This is a genomic window from Caulobacter sp., assembly GCF_017744445.1.
Lineage (GTDB): Bacteria > Pseudomonadota > Alphaproteobacteria > Caulobacterales > Caulobacteraceae > Caulobacter.
On sequence record NZ_JAGIBH010000004.1, the window covers coordinates 54,506 to 71,313 of the forward strand.

Annotated in this window: 19 protein-coding genes and 1 pseudogene; 4 read left to right on the top strand and 16 right to left on the bottom strand. The window is 67.5% G+C overall.

The annotated features are described in order from the left end of the window. Positions 1-6 precede the first annotated feature (6 nt). The 4 genes from J7528_RS06985 to phaP all read right to left on the bottom strand — a co-directional run bounded on the left by J7528_RS06985 (position 7) and on the right by phaP (position 2,971). A complete protein-coding gene (locus J7528_RS06985; RefSeq protein WP_291872216.1) occupies positions 7-1,191 on the bottom strand; it encodes a GNAT family N-acetyltransferase in 1,185 nt (394 codons plus the stop codon). Continuing rightward, positions 1,188-1,961: a glycerophosphodiester phosphodiesterase gene (locus J7528_RS06990; RefSeq protein ID WP_291872217.1), complete on the bottom strand. Its 774-nt coding sequence runs from the start codon at positions 1,959-1,961 to the stop codon at positions 1,188-1,190. Before J7528_RS06990 ends, J7528_RS06985 begins: the two co-directional genes overlap by 4 nt. Continuing rightward, entirely contained in the window at positions 1,961-2,422 is a 462-nt protein-coding gene (locus J7528_RS06995) for a RidA family protein (RefSeq protein WP_291872218.1), read from the bottom strand. The genes J7528_RS06990 and J7528_RS06995 overlap by 1 nt, the downstream gene beginning before the upstream one ends. Before the next feature lie 114 nt (positions 2,423-2,536). After that, complete coding sequence (gene phaP, locus J7528_RS07000; RefSeq protein ID WP_291872219.1) at positions 2,537-2,971, bottom strand: TIGR01841 family phasin; 435 nt, start codon at positions 2,969-2,971, stop codon at positions 2,537-2,539. Between the two features lie 307 nt (positions 2,972-3,278). On the opposite strand from phaP, the gene J7528_RS07005 reads away from it, so the two are divergent. Next, complete coding sequence (locus J7528_RS07005; protein WP_291872220.1) at positions 3,279-4,583, top strand: D-alanyl-D-alanine carboxypeptidase; 1,305 nt, start codon at positions 3,279-3,281, stop codon at positions 4,581-4,583. Between the two features lie 44 nt (positions 4,584-4,627). On the opposite strand, the pseudogene J7528_RS07010 reads toward J7528_RS07005, so the two are convergent. The 5 genes and pseudogenes from J7528_RS07010 to J7528_RS07030 all read right to left on the bottom strand — a co-directional run. Beyond that, a pseudogene (locus J7528_RS07010) lies at positions 4,628-4,705 on the bottom strand (hypothetical protein); the annotation flags it as partial. A 7-nt stretch (positions 4,706-4,712) separates the two neighbouring features. After that, complete coding sequence (locus tag J7528_RS07015) at positions 4,713-5,948, bottom strand: PLP-dependent aminotransferase family protein (protein ID WP_291872221.1); 1,236 nt, start codon at positions 5,946-5,948, stop codon at positions 4,713-4,715. Positions 5,949-6,023: 75 nt separating this feature from the next. After that, positions 6,024-6,083 (bottom strand): hypothetical protein, encoded by a 60-nt coding sequence (locus J7528_RS07020; protein WP_106907314.1) that lies wholly within the window; start codon positions 6,081-6,083, stop codon positions 6,024-6,026. 15 nt (positions 6,084-6,098) lie between these two features. Then, positions 6,099-6,533 (bottom strand): DnaJ domain-containing protein, encoded by a 435-nt coding sequence (locus J7528_RS07025; protein ID WP_291872222.1) that lies wholly within the window; start codon positions 6,531-6,533, stop codon positions 6,099-6,101. Between the two features lie 71 nt (positions 6,534-6,604). Next, positions 6,605-7,441: a division plane positioning ATPase MipZ gene (locus J7528_RS07030; RefSeq protein WP_291872223.1), complete on the bottom strand. Its 837-nt coding sequence runs from the start codon at positions 7,439-7,441 to the stop codon at positions 6,605-6,607. 198 nt (positions 7,442-7,639) lie between these two features. Between J7528_RS07030 and panC the strand changes: the two genes are divergently transcribed. Beyond that, positions 7,640-8,497 carry a pantoate--beta-alanine ligase gene (panC, locus tag J7528_RS07035; RefSeq protein WP_291872225.1) on the top strand — a complete coding sequence of 286 codons (858 nt, stop codon included), beginning with the start codon at positions 7,640-7,642 and terminating at the stop codon, positions 8,495-8,497. On the opposite strand, the gene J7528_RS07040 is transcribed toward panC, so the two are convergent. Next, positions 8,498-8,584, bottom strand: a complete 87-nt coding sequence (locus J7528_RS07040; protein ID WP_291872738.1) for a hypothetical protein — start codon at positions 8,582-8,584, stop codon at positions 8,498-8,500. An 80-nt stretch (positions 8,585-8,664) separates the two neighbouring features. Continuing rightward, positions 8,665-9,066, bottom strand: coding sequence for a DUF1489 family protein (locus tag J7528_RS07045; RefSeq protein WP_291872226.1), 402 nt, complete (start codon positions 9,064-9,066; stop codon positions 8,665-8,667). Between the two features lie 251 nt (positions 9,067-9,317). Here J7528_RS07045 and J7528_RS07050 point away from each other — a divergent pair, with 251 nt between their 5' ends. Next, entirely contained in the window at positions 9,318-10,067 is a 750-nt protein-coding gene (locus J7528_RS07050) for a DNA polymerase III subunit epsilon (RefSeq protein ID WP_291872227.1), read from the top strand. 63 nt (positions 10,068-10,130) lie between these two features. Here the strand turns inward: J7528_RS07050 and J7528_RS07055 are convergent, their stop codons facing one another. Beyond that, entirely contained in the window at positions 10,131-10,442 is a 312-nt protein-coding gene (locus J7528_RS07055) for an energy transducer TonB (RefSeq protein WP_291872229.1), read from the bottom strand. Between the two features lie 170 nt (positions 10,443-10,612). On the opposite strand from J7528_RS07055, the gene J7528_RS07060 reads away from it, so the two are divergent. Then, on the top strand, positions 10,613-10,933 hold the full coding sequence (locus J7528_RS07060; RefSeq protein ID WP_291872231.1) for an MliC family protein: 321 nt from the start codon (positions 10,613-10,615) through the stop codon (positions 10,931-10,933). Here the strand turns inward: J7528_RS07060 and J7528_RS07065 are convergent. Genes J7528_RS07065 through J7528_RS07080 form a run of 4 tightly spaced genes read right to left on the bottom strand, consistent with a single transcriptional unit; the run spans position 10,930 to position 16,708 of the window. After that, positions 10,930-12,891 carry an acetyl/propionyl/methylcrotonyl-CoA carboxylase subunit alpha gene (locus tag J7528_RS07065; protein WP_291872233.1) on the bottom strand — a complete coding sequence of 654 codons (1,962 nt, stop codon included), beginning with the start codon at positions 12,889-12,891 and terminating at the stop codon, positions 10,930-10,932. The two genes, J7528_RS07060 and J7528_RS07065, sit on opposite strands and share 4 nt — an antisense overlap. A gap of 8 nt (positions 12,892-12,899) precedes the next feature. Then, positions 12,900-14,231 (bottom strand): DUF3667 domain-containing protein, encoded by a 1,332-nt coding sequence (locus J7528_RS07070; RefSeq protein ID WP_291872235.1) that lies wholly within the window; start codon positions 14,229-14,231, stop codon positions 12,900-12,902. 20 nt (positions 14,232-14,251) lie between these two features. Then, positions 14,252-15,091, bottom strand: a complete 840-nt coding sequence (locus J7528_RS07075; RefSeq protein ID WP_291872237.1) for an enoyl-CoA hydratase-related protein — start codon at positions 15,089-15,091, stop codon at positions 14,252-14,254. Between the two features lie 24 nt (positions 15,092-15,115). Continuing rightward, on the bottom strand, positions 15,116-16,708 hold the full coding sequence (locus tag J7528_RS07080) for a carboxyl transferase domain-containing protein (protein ID WP_291872239.1): 1,593 nt from the start codon (positions 16,706-16,708) through the stop codon (positions 15,116-15,118). Positions 16,709-16,808: the final 100 nt, after the last annotated feature.

Sequence of the window (16,808 nt, forward strand, 5' to 3'; positions counted from 1 at the left end):
CGTCCGTTATTGGCGCTCTTCGCGACGCGGATCCGGCGCGTGGCGGAAGGGCGAGTACTCTTCCGTCAGCAGCTCGATGTCGTGCTCCACCGCCGCGCGCTCCTGCGCCAGGTAGCGCGCGACCGGCTCGCGCAGGGCCGGGTCGGCGATCCAGTGGGCAGAGTAGACGGCGCTGGGCAGGTAGCCGCGGGCGATCTTGTGCTGCCCCTGGGCGCCGGCCTCGACGCGCGGCAACCCTAAGCGGATCGCGTGCTCGATGGCCTGGTAGTAGCAGAGCTCAAAGTGCAGGAACGGCACGTCCTCGACGCAGCCCCAGTGGCGGCCGTAGAGGCAGTCGCGGCCGATCAGGTTCAGCGCCCCGGCGATCCAGTCGCCGCCCGGCCTACGAGCTAGGATCAGCAGCACCTTGTCGGCCATCCGCTCCTGCAGCAGCGAGAAAAAGCGGCGGTTAAGATAGGGCCGGCCCCACTTCCGGCTGCCGGTGTCCATGTAGAAGCCGAAGAAGGCGTCCCAGTGCTCTTCGGCCAGCTCATCACCAGTCAGGGCGACGATCTCTAGACCGTCCTGGGCGTCGCGGCGCTCGCGGCGGATGGTCTTGCGGCGGTTGGCCGACAGGGCTGCCAGGAAGTCGTCAAAGGTCGCGTAGCCGTTGTTTTCCCAGTGGTACTGCTGGTCCTGGCGCAGCAGCATGCCGCGATCGCCCATCCAGGCCCACTCGTCCTGCACCGGGAAGGTCACGTGCACCGACGACGCCCCCATGCGGTCGCACAGGGTCAGGGCCCCGCCCAGCAGAGCATTGCGGCCCTCGTCAGGATCAACGTCCGGCCGCACGATCAGCCGCGAGCCGGTCACCGGCGAAAATGGCGAAGAGCACTGGAGCTTGGGATAGTACCGCCCGCCGGCCCGCTCATAGGCGTCGGCCCAGGCGTGGTCGAAGACGTATTCGCCCTGGCTGTGGGACTTCAGATAGAGCGGCATGACGCCGGCGACGACGTCGTTGTCGTCCAGCACGGACAGGTGCTGCGGCGCCCAGCCGGTGCGGGGGCCGACGCAGCCGCTCTCTTCCAGGATCGACAGGAAGTCGTAGCTGACGAAGGGGTCGCCCGTCGGCGCGGCGCAGGCGTCCCAGGCGTCCTGGCCGATCTCGGCGATCGCGCGATGGACGCGGACCGCCGACTGGACCGAACTCACGCCTGGAAGCCCTCGAAGATCAGGTTGTCGCAATGATCCTTCACGCCTTCCCACTGGTCGGGAGAGCGGACCGTCCAGGCGACGATCGGCATGCCCTTGGCGCGATATAGGTCGGCGCGCGGGCTGGGCAACATGTCCAGGCCCAGGGCCAGGAAATCAGGCCGCGCGATCTCGACCTGCTCCAACGCCGCAAGTGACTTGCGCATTTCGGGAGCGAGCTTGCGGGCACCCTCGTCGTTCCAGCTGTAGCTGTCCAGACCGCGCAAGATCTGCGGGTGGTGGTCGGCGAACCAGGCGTGCGAATACGGGTTGAAGCCGATCACGGCGGTCGGGCCGTTGTGGTCCACAAGGATGTCGGTGACCCGCTTCTCCAGCGGCCCCACGTCGCCGAAGGGCGTCTTCAGCTCGATGAAGACCATGGCCCGGTGACCGATCAGGGTCAGGGTGTCGGCCAGGGTCGGGATGGTCTCATCCGTGCCCTTCAGGGCGAAGGTCGCCAGCTCGGCGGCCGAGTGGTCGCGCAGGCGCCCTTCCCGGCCGGTCATGCGCTCAAGGCGCTCGTCATGGAAGACCACGGCCTCGCCGTCGGCGGTCAGCTGGACGTCCAGCTCGATGCCATAGCCGTGCGCACAGGCGGCCTGGAAGGCGGCCAGGCTGTTCTCCGGCGCGCCCTCGGGGGCCCAGAGGCCGCGATGGGCCACCGGCGGGTCGAACAGGCGCTCCCACGCCTCGCCGAAGACATCGGTCGAGGGGCGTTCGCGCGAGCGCATCAGGCGATCTCCACCACCGCGTCCACCTCGACCGCGAAGCCGAGGGGCAGCTTGTAGACACCCACCGCCGAGCGGGCGTGGCGACCGGCGTCGCCCAGGGCCTCGACCATCAGGTCCGAGCAGCCGTTGATGACCTTGGGGATGTCGATGAAGTCGGGACCGGCCTGGACGAAGCCGCCCAGCTTCACCACGCGGACCACGCGGTCCAGGTCGCCGTCACAGGCGGCCTTCATCTGGGCCAGCAGGTTGATCCCGCACAGACGGGCGGCCTTCTGGGCGGTCTCCAGGTCGACGTCGACGCCGACCGTGCCCTTGATGCCGCCATCGGCCGCGATCGAGATCTGGCCGGAAATGGTCACGAGATTGCCGGAGCGCACGAAGGGCACGTAGTTGGCCACCGGCGCCACCGGCTGGGGCAGCTCGATCCCGATCGCCTTCAGACGTTCCTCGACCTTCGACATGCACGCGCTCCCTTGAACTGGTGCGGCATGCTTAACGCGGGTCTGGTGGGTGCAAAAGAAAAAAGGCCCGGACCTTTCGGTCCGAGCCTTTCAATCTTCGGTTCGAAGCGTCGCTTAGCGAGCGGCTTGGAACTTCTCGACGGCGGCGGTCATGCGCTCGTTGAGCGGCTTCACCGAGTCCTTGATCGAGGCCGAGACGATCTCCGAGGCCTTGCTGACCTGGGCGATATAGGCTTCCAGGGCGGTCTTGGCCCAGGCGGTCTGCAGCTCGACGGCTTCCTGCACGCTCTTGGCGGCGGCCAGCGACTTGGCGGCGGCGACTTGGTCTTCGGCAGCCTTCTTGCCGTAGGCGAAGGTCTGAGCGCCCAGGGCTTCAGCGCCCTTGGTGGCGGCGGTCACCGAAGCGACGACGGCTTCCAGGTTCTTCTTCGAGTGGGTGTTGGCTTCCGCCAGAGCGGCCAGCGACTTCTCGACGCCATCCTTGAACGCTTGGTTCGAAGCGGCGGTGTATTGCTCGACGGTGTTCTTGACGGTTTCGGCAGCGGCCATGGGGAGTCTCCTGGGGAGGAAGAAGGCGGGCGGGGCAAACGGCGAGCTGCAACTCGCCCATCTGCGCTTGGAACACCCTCGTTCTCTCATGTTGCAGTGCAGCAGTCAACAATTTTGTGCAGCGCACCATGACGCAACGTCAGCAACCAAAGCTACAGCATTGGCGCCACGCGATCGATTTATTCGCGCCTGCGGCAAGATCGCTCACCAGTTGTTTACTTTAGCGAAAGGCCGCTTCCATCATGCTACTGGTCACGCGTGTAGCGGTGCGGAACCGCTTCCCAGTTCAAATGACGGACGTCACCCCATGTTCGCCAAGCTTACCTCCGCCCGTTCCCTGCTAGCCGCCGCCGGCCTGGCTCTGTCGTGCCTGTTCGGGGCCGCCGCGCCGACCACCGCTTCGGCCGCCATACCCTATCTGCAGCTGAACGCTCAGGAACCGAAATACGCGGCGATCGTGATCGACGCCAATTCGGGCGAAGTCCTTTACGACAAAAGGGCCGACAGCCCCCGCTATCCGGCGTCGGTGACCAAGGTCATGACCCTGTACCTGACCTTCGAGGCGCTGAGCGAAGGCCGCCTGAAGCTGACGGATCGGGTGACCATGTCGCCGCGCGCGGCGGCCCAGGCCCCGACCAAGATCGGCATCTCGCCGGGCGACAGCCTGTCGGTCGACGAGGCCATCAAGGCCATGACCGTGAAGTCGGCCAACGACGTCGCCGTGGCCATGGCCGAGCGACTCGCCGGCAGTGAGTCGCGCTTTTCGGCCCTGATGACCCTGCGCGGCCAGGAGCTGGGCATGCGCAATACCCGTTTTGTGAACGCCTCGGGCCTGCCGGACAGCCGCCAGATCTCGACCGCGCGCGACCTGGCCATCCTGTCGCGCGCCACCATGCGCGACTTCCCGCAGTACTACAGCTACTTCGCCGTGAAGGGCTTCTACTTCCGGGGCAACTACATCAAGGGCCACAACCGCCTGCTGGACAGCATGGAAGGGTTCGACGGCCTGAAGACCGGCTACACCAATGCCTCGGGCTTCAACCTCGCCGGCTCGGCCGTGCGCGATGGTCGCCGCCTGATCGCCGTGGTCCTGGGCGGCCCCTCGACCGCCTGGCGCGACAACAACATGGAAGACCTGCTGCTGACCGGCTTCGACGTGATGAAGCGTCGTTCGCGCGGCGAGCGCACCAGCATCGCGGCCAACATCTATGAAGACGAGCCGACCGGCCCGATCGAGCGTCCCTCGGTCGAACAAGGCGACGGCGACCAGGCCGGCCTGCGGATCGTCCTGACCGAGAACCCGCACCCGACGCCGGTGAAGGTCTCCCCCACCCTGCGCGACGCCAAGAAGGAAGCGCCGAAAGCCGCCAAGAAGCCGAAGGGCGAATGGGGCGTGCAGGTCGGCGCGTTCAAGTCCAAGTCGCTGGCCAACGACCAGCTGAAACTGGTGCGCGGCCGCTTCGCCAAGATGGTCGCCGAAGCCGAGGGCGCCGTCGAAGGCGCCGGCGGCACGTTCCGCGCCCAGTTCCAGGGCATGACCTCGGACGCCGCCCGCAGCGCCTGCTCGGCCCTGAAGGCCAAGCGCGTGCCCTGCATGGTGCTGCAGCCGTAGGCTGCTGACCTCAAAACCATAAGGTTCGTCATCCCGGAAGGCGTAGCCGATCCGGGACCCAGGGGCCGACGCACTGCGATTCCCCCTGGGTCCCGGCTCTCCGCTTCGCTGCGGCCGGGATGACGCGTTTTATTTGGCCTCCGCCATCACCTTCCGGATCAGCCGCGCGATCCGCGCGACGCCCTCTTCGATCTGGGCGTCGGTCGGCAAGGAGTAGCTGAGGCGGATGGCATTGGCCTTCTGGACCTCGGCATAGAACGGCGCGCCGGGCACGAAGGCCACGCGCTCCTCCTCGATGGCCCGGGCCAGCAGGGCCGCGCCGTCGACGCCTTCCGGCAGGTCAATCCAGACGAACATGCCGCCCTCGGGCCGCGACCAGGTCACGCCTTCCGGCATCACCCGTTCCAGCGCCGCCAGCATCACTCGCGCCTTGGCGCCGTAAGCGCCGCGCAGGCGGTGCAGGTGCTGGTCATAGCCCTCCGAGACGGCGCGGTGGGCGACCATCTGGTTGATCGTCGAGACGTGCAGGTCGGCGCCCTGCTTCAGCAGCACCAGCTTCTCGATCACCGCCTTGGGCCCACAGACCCAGCCGATGCGCAGCGCCGGCGACAGGGTCTTGGACAGGGTGCCCAGGAACAGGGTGCGGGCGTTGTCGATGCCGTCGGACTGGGCGATGTCGAGGCCCAGCAGGGTCGGCGCGGGTTCGCCCTGGAAGCGCAGCTCGCGATAGGCGGCGTCCTCGACCAGGGCCCAGTCCAAGCGCTCAGCCAAAGCCAGCACGCCCTCGCGCTCTTCCAGGGTCAGGCTGACGCCGGTGGGGTTGGCGAAGTCGGGCACGAAATAACCGAGCGCGCCGTGCGGTAGGTCGGCGCTCGCGGGATCGGCCAGCGCGCCTTCCGGCAGATCGCGATAGGCCGGCTGGTAACCGTTGAAGGCCTGCAGCGCCCCCAGATAGGTCGGGCGGGCCACCACGACCGTGTCATCGGGGCTGACGAACAGCTTGCCGATCAGATCCAGCGCCTGCTGCGAACCGGCGGTCAGCATGATGTTGTGCGGTTCGCACGGCATGCCGTCGCGGGTCATGCGCTCGGCGATCCACTGGCGCAGCGGCAGATAGCCTTCGCTGACCGAGTATTGCAGGGCCTGCCGCGACAGGGCCGCGTCACCCAGGATGGCGTCGTAGCCGGCCTGGATCTGCTCGGCGGGAAAGAGGCCAGGATCGGGGATGCCGCCGGCGAATGACAGGATGTCGGGCTGGTCCAGCAGCTTGAGCAGCTCGCGGATCTCGCTGGCGCGGACGCGGCTCATGCGATCGCTGTAGCGCGCGGCCCAATTGGCGGCGCGGTCGGTCGTTTGGATAGTCATGGGGTGATCAAAGTCCGAACTAGATGACGTCTTTGAGCCACGTGCAGTGGCTCGCTCTGAACCAAGGTCAGAGCGTCATACCGAGCAGGTCGGGCCGGACGAACGGCGGCGCCAGAAGCGTTCGCGATTGATCATTGCCCCTCTCCTAGCTCAGCTGCGGCGCTTGATCAAACGATCCCGCGCGGCATTCAGCTGGGCGGCCAGGCCTTCGGTGCCGCCCTTGTCCGGGTGGGCCATCTGGATCAGGCGCGTATAGGCCGCCTTGACCTCGGCCAGGGTCGCTTCTGGGCCGACGCCCAGGATGGCGCGGGCCTCCGAGAGGCTGAGCCCCGGCTTGGGCGGCTGGACCATCTCGCGGCGGATCACCGGCCGGCGACGGGCCTCGGTGACGCTCCACAGGCCGATGACGCCCAGCACGATGCCGGTGCCCCACGCGCCGCGGATCGTGGCGTAGGCCGCCCCGGCGAAGGCGGCGATCGAGGCCGCGCCCGCCCCCACCCGCCAGCCGTCGCCGTTCAGGAACGACCGGCCCTTGGGCCAGAGCAGAAAGACGAGGATGGCCGCGCCCAGCAGCAGGTACAGCATCGGAGCTCCGAAACGAAAAACGGGCGGCAAGGTCGCCCCCGCCGCCCGCTATCAATCATGTAGCCGCTGGACTACTGCGCCGCCAGAAGCGTCTCGCCCGAATAGGCCGACAGGCCCAGGCTGTGCATCAGGGCGCGCAGTTCCTGGCGGGCGGCCAGATGCTGCAGCGACACCGGAACGGGGCGCACCTGCGGCGACAGGTCGGCGATGGTCAGGCCGAACGGGAACAGCTCACGATAGATGACGCGGTCGCGCAGGCCGGGGCCGATGCGGAAGCCGACGCGCTTGGCCAGGGCCGTCAGACGGTCCTCCAGACGCTTGCGGTTCCGGGCCTCGGTGGTGGCCAGACGGTTGCGCAGCACCACCCAGTCCATGGCCTGGCGCTGGCCCGACAGGGCGCGCTGCTTGCGGCCTTCCCAGACGGTCAGCGAATACAGGCTGGGCTTGGTCAGCTCCAGGGTCACCGGATCGACGGTGCCCAGCATGTCGAAGTCGACGAAGCTGTCGTTCATCGGCGTGACCACCAGGTCCGCGCGGCCGTGGGCCAGGCGGGTGATGGCGCTGTCGCCGCCGGGGGTGTCGATCAGCACGAAGTCGCACTCGGCCAAGCCCTTGGCGAAGGCGGCCTCGAAGCCCGCGACCTGCTCTTCTTCCGACTTCTCGGCCAGGGCGATGTCGTTGTCGCTGAGGGTCAGCGACAGCGGCATGGGCAGGTCCAGCTTCTTGCTGGCCGTCCAGGCGATGCGGTTCTCGAAGAAGCGGCCCGACGTGCGCTGGCGCAGGTCCAGGTCGATGACGGCGACCTTGGCGCCGCCGTACAGCAGCGCCGTGACGAGGTGCACGGCGATGGTCGACTTGCCGGCCCCGCCCTTTTCGTTGCCGACGACGATGACGCGCGTTTCGGCCATGGTTCGATCCTTGATGCGCCGCGACTCGCACGGCCTTGGACTGAAGGTTAACACGATGTTACCAGCGCCCCATCCGGTCAACCGGTTCAATCCACAGGCTTAATTGTCGCACCTTTGGTTGCATGTTCCCGCAGGGGATAGTGGACCTTCCGCAACCGCGAGGTCATAAGCCGGGCCTGTCCGCCTGGAGCGTCAAGAATGAGCAGCCCGACCATCGTCCGCACCGTCGCCGAGATGCGCGAGCACGTGCGCGCCTGGAAGGCCGCCGGCCAGCGCGTGGCGCTGGTCCCGACCATGGGCGCCCTGCACGAGGGTCACCTGTCCCTGATCAAGATCGCCCAACAGAACGCCGACCGGGTGGTCGCCACGATCTTCGTCAATCCCAAGCAGTTCGCCCCGCACGAGGACTTCGACGCCTATCCGCGCGGCGAGGCCGTCGATGTCAAGAAGCTGGCCAGCGTCGGCTGTGACCTGCTGTTCGCCCCCAACGGCGCGGAGATGTACGCCCCCGGCTTCGCCACCGCGATCAGCGTCTCGGGCGTGTCCGAACCGCTGGAAGGCGCGGCGCGGCCGCAGTTCTTCGGCGGCGTGGCGACCGTGGTGGCCAAGCTGTTCATCCAGAGCCAGGCCGACGTCGCTGTCTTCGGCGAGAAGGACTACCAGCAGCTGCAGGTGGTCAAGCGCATGGCCCGCGACCTGGACATCCCCATCGAGATCATCGGCGCCCCGACCGCCCGGGCCGAGGACGGCTTGGCCCTGTCCTCGCGCAACGCCTACCTGTCAGCGGATGAGCGCGCCGCCGCCGTGGCCCTGCCCACGGCCATGAAGGCCGCCGCGGCCGAGGTCGCCGCCGGGGGCCGCATCGACGAGGCCGAACAAAAAGCGACGGCCGCCTTGAAGGCGGCCGGCTTTGGTCAGGTCGACTATGTGGAAGTGCGCGAGGCCAGCGACCTGTCGCGCCTGGGTTCCGGCCCGATCGGCGATGCCGAAGGCCGCATCCTGGTCGCCGCATGGCTGGGCAAGACGCGGCTCATCGACAACATGGCCATCGGCTGATTAGATCGGCCTGAGGGCAATAAGCAGCCCAGTGATCAGGCCCACGAACAGCATTCCCACGCCTAGGGCGGCGAAACCGGCTTTCATCGTCATCCCTCCACAGTCCCCTGCGACGAGATGACACCCGCGTCGGTTGCGGAAATCCTAATTATTCGCGCGAAAGTTTTCTACCAGGCGCCCAACTCGCGCAACTGGCGCGCCAGATCGGGCGGCAGGTCGGCGGCTTCGCTCTGTGTCAGGTCCGGCGGCGCGTCCTCGGGCTTGAGATAGCGCCAGCCCTGGAAGGCCCGGCGCGGCTGCGGCGCCACGCGGATGATCGGCGGATCCACCGTCACCTCGCAGCGCGAGGCCGCGCCCTCGCCGATCGTGTCGATGGCCAGGATCGTCTGGCGGCACAGGATCTGGCCCTTGAACACCCGGTACAGCGAACCGCCGTCCAGGACCTCGTCGATCCGCTTGGGCGTCATGCGGGTATGCATGACCCACGGCTGGCTCTTGTCCTGGTGCCAGGCCAGGAGATCGTCGATCGTTTCGCAGCCGACGACCAGCTTGATGATGTGCAACGCCATGGGCGGTAAATAGCGCGCCGGCTTGGCAAGGCAACAGGTTCGCCCCCAACAGGTTCGCCCAATGGGTGAAACCCGTCGACGTCCGCATGACAGCGTTATCCACTGTGACCCATCGCGTTACTGTGGGGGCGCGAGGGGGCTTCAGAGCCCGACACCGCCGTTACGGACGCCTTGTGGGGGGCCGTCCGCAGCGGCGGTTCTGTTTTGGGCGATATGTTGGATCGCGGACGATCCGGGCCCATTATCCTTGCATGTCCCTTCCCCGTGTCCGCGTCATCGATCTCGAGACCGCAGGCTCCGGTCCCAATGATGTCTGCGAGATCGGCTGGCAGGATGTCGTGCAAGACGCCGACGGCGTCTGGCGGCTCGACGACGAACGCGGCGCGCGGCTGGTCAATCCAGGTCATCCCATCCCGGCCGACACCATGGCGGTGCACCACATTCTCGACAGCGAGGTCGCTGGCGCGCCGTTCTGGCGGGATGTCGCGCCCGGCGTGCTGAAGCCCGAAGACGGCGTCCTGGCCCTTGCCGCGCACCGGGCCGCCTTCGAGCAGCGCTATTGCACGCCTCGGCACACCGGCGGCGCGGCCTGGATTTGCACCTGGAAATGCGCCCTGCGGCTGTGGCCGCACCTGCAAAGCTTCTCCAACCAGATGCTGCGCTACCAGCGCATGCCCGAGGGTTTGGTCCATGAACTGGGCCTGCCAGCGCACCGCGCCCTGCCCGACGCCTACGTCACGGCCCACCACCTGCGCGACATGCTGAACGAAGCTTCGCTGGCGCAACTGCTGGCCTGGAGCGCCGAGCCCGGCCTGCTGCCGCGCGTGCCCACGGGACCGGACCGAGGCAAGCCGTGGCGGCGCCTGGACGACGAGGCCTTGCGCGCCTTCGCCCGCGACCGCGACGCGGCCCTGCGCTTCAGCGCCGAGACCGAGCTGCGCCGTCGCGGCGAGACGCTGGAGCCGGCCCCGGCAGAACCGGCGCAACGAACCCTGATCTAGAAACGCAAAAGCCCCCGCCGGCGAACCGGCGGGGGCCTTGAGAGTGACGCTAAGCGTTGAAGCTTACGCGCCGCCCGGGAAGCGGAAGGGAACCTTCACCGAACCGGTCTTGGCGCCCATCGGCAGCTTCTCGGCGATGCACATGGCGGCCTTGTCGAAACCCTTACCGCCAGCGCTGTTGTCGACGACCTTGCAGTCCGACAGCTTGCCGTCGGCGGCATTGCATTCCAGCATCACCTGAGCGGCGTCACGGGTGTTGGCGAACTGCTGCAGGCAGCGGCCCATCTGGTCTTCGAAACCACCGGCGGCCGAAGCGGCTTGAGCGACGAAGAAGCTGCCAGCGATACCCGCGGCGAAAGCGATCGAGAGTTTCATACCCACCTAATTCCTTCTGGAACCGAACCAAACTTGTGAGGATGGTTATCGCGCCTAAGCCCTAAGGAACGGCCAAGGTTTGCGGTTAATCATTTCCAAAATTGGTGAACGTCGGCGTAGGCCTAACGTGCGTTATGCTAAGCGCGGCTGGGGAACGGGAGAAAACGCCAATGAAAACGATCATCCTGGCGCTGGCGCTGGCGACGACGCTCCTCGCCGGCTGCGCCACCGACATGCCGCCAGCGACCGCCAAGACTGAAGGACGAAGCGTCACCTACGCTTGTGATCGCGGCCCCGACCTGACCGTGGTCTATGCCGAGGACACGGCCAGCATCATCGGCTCGGACGGCAGCGCCGCGGTCGTGCTGCCGCAGAAGCCGTCCGCGTCGGGCGTTTGGTACGAGACCCCGACCCATTCGATCCGCGGCAAGGGCGACGAGGTCACCTACACCGTGGGCCGCATGGCGCCGATGACCTGCAAGGCGCGTTAGGCGCTGGGCTCAAGGCGGGCCAACACCACGCCCTCACTCACCTGACCGCCGGCGGTAACCGTGAGGTCAGCCACCACGCCGTCGAAAGGCGCGGCCAGGGCGTGCTCCATCTTCATGGCCTCCAGGGTCAGCAGGGTCTGGCCCTTGCTGACCGTCTGGCCGGCCTCAACGGCGACAGAGACGATCTTGCCCGGCATCGGCGACAGGATCGCGCCGTCCGAGGCCGCGCCCTCGCCCGCTCCGCCGACCTGGGCCTGGAAGTCGAAGGTCTGGACGTCGCCGCCCTCGAACACCTGGATCGGACCCTTGCCATAGGTGGTCGGCAGGCGGGTGACCTCGTCAAAGGTGGACCCATCCGCATGGCGGATGTCCCAGGACCAGTCCTCGGAACCACCGCCCAGCAGGGCCACCCGCAGCGGCATGGCCTTGCCGTCCGCCGACATCGGCAGATGCATCGGCGCGCGAGGGGCATTCATGCGGAAGCCCAAGAGCTTTGACGGTGCGCTTTCCCACGGGTCGCGGCGGGCCTCGGCCTCCAGGAAACTGTCCAGCCGCCAGCCGATCGCGGCCATGGCCGGCTCGTCGCTGAAGCCGCGCTCGACCAACTCGTCCAGCCGCGCCTCGATGAAGCCGGTGTCGACGGCGCCGTCGACGAAGTCCGGATGGCTGGCGCACTTGGCCAGGAAGGCGGCGTTGGTCTTGACGGGATACACCTCGACCAGGGCGCAGGCCTCGGCCAGGCGCTGGGCGGCGTCTTCCCGGTCGACGCCGTGGGCGATCAGCTTGGCGATCATCGGGTCGTAGAAGGGCGTGACCTCGCCGCCCTCCTCCACCGCGCTGTCGACGCGGACATCGCCTTCCGGCAGGCGGAAGTGCTTCAGCTTGCCCGTCGAGGGCAGGAAGCCGGTGGCGGGGTTCTCGGCATAGAGGCGGGCCTCCATGGCCCAGCCGTCCAGCATGATCTCGTCCTGCTCCAGCGGCAGCGGTTCGCCCGAGGCGACCAGCAGCTGCCACTCGACCAGGTCCTGGCCGGTGACCATCTCGGTGACCGGATGCTCGACCTGGAGACGGGTGTTCATCTCCATGAACCAGATCCGGTCGGCGCGCAGGCCTTCCGAAGCGTCGGCGATGAACTCGACCGTGCCGGCCCCGACATAGCCCACCGCCTGGGCGGCCTTCACGGCGGCGGCGCAGACGGCGGCGCGGGTGGCCTCGTCCATGCCGGGGGCCGGGGCCTCCTCGATGACCTTCTGGTGGCGGCGTTGCAGCGAGCAGTCGCGCTCGAACAGGTGGACGACGTTGCCATGCTGGTCGCCGAACACCTGCACCTCGATGTGGCGCGGGCGGGTGACGTACTTTTCCAAGAGCACGCGGTCGTCGCCGAAGCTGGCGGCGGCCTCGCGGCGGCACGAGCCCAGGGCGGCTTCGAAGTCCTCCGCCTTGTCGACCTTGCGCATGCCCTTGCCGCCGCCACCGGCCACGGCCTTGATCAGCACCGGGAAGCCGATCTTGGCGGCCTCGGCGGTCAGGCGCTCGACCGACTGGTCGTCGCCCAGATAGCCCGGCGTGGTGGGCACGCCGGCGTCGATCATCACCTTCTTGGCCGCGTCCTTCAGGCCCATGGCGCGGATCGCCGAGGGCGGCGGACCGATCCAGACGAGGCCCGCGTCCGTCACCGACTGGGCGAAGTCGGCGTTCTCGGACAGGAAGCCGTAGCCAGGGTGGATCGCTTCCGCGCCCATCTGCTTGGCCGCCGCCAGGATCTTCTTGGGATCCAGGTAGCTCTCCTTCGCCGGCGCCGGACCGATCAGGATCGCCGCATCGGCCTCCAGCACGAACGGGGCGTTCGCGTCGGCTTCCGAATAGACGGCGATCGTCCGCACGCCCAGCTCACGGGCGGTGCGGATGATGCGTCGGGCGATCTCGCCGCGGTTGGCGATCAGGACGGAGGAGATCAAGGCGGAACCTACATCTGGGAAAGGGTGAAGACCATCAGGCCGAGCACCAGGAAGCCGAACGCCGTCGTACTGATCGTCCAGACGATGAACGACTTGATCAGGGCGCCAAAGATGCTCGAGCCGTAGCCGCCGCGAAGCGTCTGGAAGAGGTTGATCGGTATCCAGAAGGACAGGATGGCCAGGAAGGCCGGCTGCAATCCGTGCGGCAGGACGAACAGCACGGCATAGGTCAGGAACGAGAACGACAGCAGGTTCGTGGCCACCAGCAGGTGGTCGTAGATGAAGTACTGGCGCTTGTTCACATAGACGAGCGCCAGGCTCAGGCCCATGATCGGCAGCAGCAGCACCGCCAGGCGGTGGGCCCAGCCGAACATCAGCAGCAGGAAATAGTCCGGATTGGCGACGGCCTTGGCCAGGCCTTCCTTCCAGCCGCCGAGCGCCTCGGCATTGGAGCCGTGCTTGCCGCTCGAAGCATGATCCTGCTTGGCGACCTGAGCCTTGATCTCAGCCTGCTGCTTGGCGTCCGGCCCGACGACGTTGAAATGCTGGCCGGCGATCTGGGCCTCGGCGAGCTTGTTGGCGCCAGCCTCCAGTTTCTCGGGGCTCTGGAAATCCAGACCCTGGATCTGGGCGGCGGCATTGGCGCTGCGGTTGTGCAGCCGGTCCAGCGCCTCCTGGCCCGCGTTGGGATTGTTCTGCAGGGCGTCGGCTTCCGCCATCTCCTTGGCGTAGCGGCCCTCGGCCTTCTTGACGTCGTCGGCGTACTCGGCGGCGATCTTGGCCTTGTCGGCGCCCTCTTCTTTCAGGCCCTCGTCGCGCTCCTCGACAGCGCCCTTCAGGCGCTCGGCGCGGTCGCTCGTCGCCTCCTTGCGGATCTCGTCGGCCTTGGCCTTGCGGCCGGCCGGCGTCATCAGCGCCTGGGCTTCCTTCTCCTCCTTGAGCTCCTGCTCGTGGCGGATGCCGTGGATGGCGTGCTCGGCGGCGAAGATGAACAGCAGCAGGGCGACCAAGAAGGTGCGGAACGGCGGCACGTGCCGCACGATCCGGCCTTCCATGTAGTCCTTGGCCAGCTTGCCCGGCTTGAAGAACAGTAGCGGCAGGGTGTTGGCCAGGCGACCGTCGAGGTGGAACATCCCCTCGATGGCCTCCCAGATCAGGTGCAGGATCGAGCGGTGATGGGTGTCGGCATTCTGGCCGCAGGCATGGCAGAACCAGCCCTCGAGCGACGTCCCGCAGTTCTTGCAGGGATCGCCCTTGTGGTTGAACGGCTTTTTCCGATGCCCGACCAGCCCGGCGGCCGAGTCCGCCGCCGCCGCTTCCAGTTCAACGCCTGTAACCACCCTACGCCCCCTGATTGAGTCTATTCAGCCCAGGACGGTTTACGACGAGCCAGGAAAGCGCGCACGCCTTCTTGTCCCTCTTCCGACACGCGGCGGCGGGCGATGCGTTTGGCGCTCTCCTCGATCAGGCCCTTGTCGATTTTCTGGCCAGCGAAGTCGTTGACCAGAGCCTTGGCGTCGCCGATCGCGCCGGGGGCGCAGGGGGCCATTTCCTCGATCAGGGCGTCGCGGGCCACTTCCAGGCTGGCGACGTCCTCGAACACCTCGTCGACCAGGCCGTAGCCCCAGGCGTCGTCGGCGTCGAACACTCGGCCGGTGGCGAACAGCAGCTTGGCCGTGCGCGGGCCCAGGGCCTGGATCACGTAGGGGCTGATGGTCGCCGGGGTCAGGCCCAGCTTCACTTCCGAGAACGAGAACTTGGCGTCGACCAGGGCGATGGCGTGGTCGCAGGCGGCCACCAGGCCCGCGCCGCCGCCGAAGGCCGGCCCCTCGACCATGGCCACGGTCAAAGCCGGGATGTCGTGCAGGGCCTTGAGCATATGCGCCAGGCCCAGGGCGTCGTCGCGGTTGTCGTCCTCGTCCCACTCGACGGCCGCGCCCATCCATTCCAGGTCGGCGCCGGCGCTGAACGCCCCGCCCACGCCGCGCAGGAACACCACCCGCACGCCCTCGGCCCCGTGCAGGGTCTCAAAGGCCTCGCGCAGGCCGGCGATGGTCTCGGCGTTGAAGGCGTTCTTCTTGTCGGGCCGGTTGATCCACACGGTGACCGCGCCGTCGGGCGTGCTGTCGATGTGGACCAGCGGGGTCATCGCGTCGGTGTCGGTCACTTCGACGATGGGGTCGGCGATCGGGTTGGTCATGGCGTGCCCTCTTCTGGCCTGAAGCTACATCCGGAAAACGCCGAAGGTCGTCTCCGGGATCGGCGCATTCAGCGAGGCCGAGATGGCCAGACCCAGGACGTCACGGGTTTGAGCTGGATCAATGATGCCGTCGTCCCAGAGCCGCGCGGTGGCGTGGTACGGATTGCCCTCATCCTCGTAGCGCTGGCGGATCGGCGTCTTGAAGGCTTCCGCCTCCTCGGGCGTCCACTTGGCCGCGTCGCGGTGGACGGTGGCCAGCACGCTGGCGGCCTGCTCGCCGCCCATCACCGAAATCCGCGAATTGGGCCAGGTGAAGAGGAAGCGCGGGCTGTAGGCGCGGCCGCACATGCCGTAGTTGCCGGCCCCGAAACTGCCGCCGATCAGGACGGTGAACTTGGGCACTTCCGCGCTCGCCACCGCCGTGACCAGCTTGGCGCCGTCCTTGGCGATGCCGCCGGCCTCGTACTTGCCGCCGACCATGAAGCCCGAGATGTTCTGCAGGAAGATCAGCGGGATCTTGCGCTTGCAGGCCAGCTCGATGAAGTGCGCGCCCTTCAGCGCGCTCTCGCTGAACAGCACGCCGTTATTGGCCAGGATCGCCACCGGCTGGCCCCAGATGCGGGCGAAGCCGCAGACCAGGGTCGTGCCGTACAGCGCCTTGAACTCGTCGAACTGGCTGCCGTCGACGATGCGGGCGATGACCTCGCGCACATCGTAGGGCGCGCGGACGTCGGTCGGGACGATGCCGTAGATCTCCTCGGGATCGTACAGCGGGGGCTCGGCCTCGGTCAGGACCAGTTGGTCGGGCTTGGTGGTGTTGAGGTTGGCGACGATCGAGCGGACGATCTCCAGCGCGTGCTCGTCGTTCTCGGCCACGTGGTCCACGACACCCGAGCGGCGGCCGTGGGTCTCTGCCCCGCCCAGCTCCTCGGCGCTGATCACCTCGCCCGTGGCGGCCTTCACAAGCGGCGGGCCGGCCAGGAAGATGGTGCCCTGGTTGCGGACGATGACGGTCTCGTCGCTCATCGCCGGGACATAGGCCCCGCCGGCGGTGCACGAGCCCATGACGCAGGCGATCTGCGGGATGCCCACGGCGCTCATGCGGGCCTGATTGAAGAAGATGCGGCCGAAGTGGTCGCGATCGGGGAAGACCTCGGCCTGGTGCGGCAGGTTCGCGCCGCCGCTGTCGACCAGATAGACGCACGGCAGGCGATTCTGAGCGGCGATCTCCTGGGCGCGCAGGTGCTTCTTCACCGTCATCGGGAAGTAGGCGCCGCCCTTCACCGTGGCGTCGTTGGCCACGATCATCACCTCGCGGCCCGACACCCGGCCGACGCCGCAGATCATGCCCGCGCCGGGGGCCTCGCCACCGTACAGGTCGCAGGCTGCCAGCTGGCCGATCTCCAGGAAGGGCGAGCCGGGATCCAGCAGGCGCTCGACGCGCTGGCGGGGCAGCAACTTGCCGCGGGAAGCGTGGCGCTCGCGCGAACTTTCGGGACCGCCGAGCGCGGCTTCCGCGACCTTTGCGCGCAGCTCGTCGGCCAACGCGCGGTTATGGGCCGCGTTACGGGCGAAAGCGTCGCTGGACGCGTCGATAACGGAGTTCAACTTCGGCATGACCGACGCTTAGCCTCTTCCACCCTATCCCGGAAGTCGTAGTTTTTTGGACCCTGAAGAGAAAGATTCTGGGCCAAATCCGTTCTCGGACATTTCGAGT